The organism is bacterium (assembly GCA_037131655.1).
Taxonomy (GTDB): Bacteria; Armatimonadota; Fimbriimonadia; order Fimbriimonadales; family JBAXQP01; genus JBAXQP01.
Genome location: JBAXQP010000414.1, coordinates 1 through 1,960 on the forward strand (window position 1 = coordinate 1; position 1,960 = coordinate 1,960).

General features: G+C 47.7%; 3 protein-coding genes. All 3 read right to left on the reverse strand.

The annotated features are described in order from the left end of the window. Window positions 1-86: 86 nt before the first annotated feature. A complete protein-coding gene (locus WCO51_13115) occupies window positions 87-434 on the reverse strand; it encodes a hypothetical protein (GenBank protein ID MEI6514193.1) in 348 nt (115 codons plus the stop codon). A gap of 68 nt (window positions 435-502) precedes the next feature. Beyond that, complete coding sequence (locus WCO51_13120) at window positions 503-790, reverse strand: hypothetical protein (protein MEI6514194.1); 288 nt, start codon at window positions 788-790, stop codon at window positions 503-505. A 92-nt stretch (window positions 791-882) separates the two neighbouring features. Then, on the reverse strand, window positions 883-1,368 hold the full coding sequence (locus WCO51_13125; protein MEI6514195.1) for a hypothetical protein: 486 nt from the start codon (window positions 1,366-1,368) through the stop codon (window positions 883-885). Window positions 1,369-1,960 lie beyond the last annotated feature (592 nt).

Here is a 1,960-nt window from a genome sequence, read left to right on the forward strand (position 1 = left end):
ATGTAGGGGGGACCTCAGTGCAGACCATTGGCAGAGAGATGAGACAGAATTGACAAATGCCACTTCGGGTGCCGACAAGGCTTTGGTTAGATTTTCCTATTTTCCCCGATCATCCAGAGTATTGATGCCCAAAGAAAGAGGATTGCCATGACGAGCAGTACAACGGAAATCCAGAACAATGCAGGGTGTTCCGCAATAAAACACCAGCGATAATAGTGATCGTGATTCCAAACCCCTGCGCTCCATTCTGCTGGCATTGGGTGGCCGTACATTGAGTGCATTGCTTGTTGAGGTGATACCGCCTTTAGAAAGCTGACAGTTGATATGAATGCAGGCACTGCAATGAGCATGGCTAGCACTTGGCTCAAACCCAAAAGCGGATACTTACGCCACGCTCGAACTATGAAACACAGCATGTCAGTTCGGTGTCCCATTCTTCTCCAAATCTAACTTTTTCTTATGCCGATCCCGCTATCTCGGAATTTCTCCGGATGCTTTGCTCTCATTGGTCTGGTTTGCGAGTGTTAAGCCAGAGCCCAACCACACCAAGGAGCGTAATGGCAGAACCAAACCACATTACAGGACGGTATGATGCTTCAATCTGCCTGATTACCACTCGTGCCCCTTTCTCTACATCTTGAACCTGCTTTTCGTTTTCTCCTGTTCGCAATTGATAAATGCCGCATGACAACATTGTGGCACTTGCACTCATTTTTGCTGAAGCCAGAATTGATGTCGCAATTACCGCAAGCCCAAGGAGGGTAACTATTATCGGTATGATAGACTTCATTCTTGTCAAACTCCTCATTCTAATCCAGTCGTTCTGGGGTTTCTCCGGATATGGGAGGCACCTCGGCGATAAGGCTCCCAATCCCAATGGGATCATTTGATCCTCTTGAATTCCACCGTCGAACTGCCGTGTCTGACTTTTAGACTGTTATCATCAAGATGCTCCACCCCATAAGAGTCTGAGCCCCATTTGTTGAAATAAAAGGTCAGGTTAGTTGAGGTGAACAAGTAAGTGCCTTGATCACTCATTTTGTTCTTACCTGAAAGAGCCGTTATTATCGATTCGGTCTTGCCGTCTGATGTGAACAGCCAAACCATGTGGACATTACCGAGATCACTGGTTGACTCAAGATATTCCCATCGGCCAACTATCTTTGGGATATGTCGATTTGTCGATGCGCATCCAGAAACCAGAAGGACAGCTAACAGCATTGCAACAATTGGAGCTATCACGCCCAGTAACCACCATGTCAGGAAACTCACTCGACGCTGAACGTAAGGCATCATCGTAAGAACCCCAGCAATACCGAAAAGTATCCCGAAATTGTGCCCATACTGTCTTGTGACTGGGTATGACAATGACATTATCCATAGCGGCAGGAAGAAGACATAGCAAGTCGCCAGTCCCTGTCCGAATCTTAACCTAGGTTTTAGCAATCCGTCGTTCATGTCATGCGGAGTATGCTATTCGTTTCACGATAAGATCATCGCCTAAGTCGGGACAATACCCCCTGCCTCTCAGCCTGTCCACACGGTTATGACTGAGATGTTGACCATAGAGTATGGTCTCCGACCCGAAGAAAACCATTTAATTACCAGATATTTCCGTATTTTGAAAGGTTGCCTGCAATGTATTGGTATGAAGGCAACCAAATCCAAGAAATGCAAGAGGGACTATCCTGAGTTTCCTGACCTGCTTCTCTGTCTGGGCTGGGTCGCTTCCAATGGCGGCAGAGGCGAGAGGGAGAAGTATTCAGCCTACCTCATGGACGAGAGCACTGGCGAAGGCCTGCACATCCCCTAAAGGGGGCATTTCGGGGGTATTGAGGGGGATTCAGAAGTGCCCTGTTTATTGGCGAATACCCTTGATTCTATTGGTTAATAAGGGGTTTTCGATGCAAATTGGCGGAGAGGGTGGGATTTGACCCCACGGTGCCCTTTAGGAGCACAC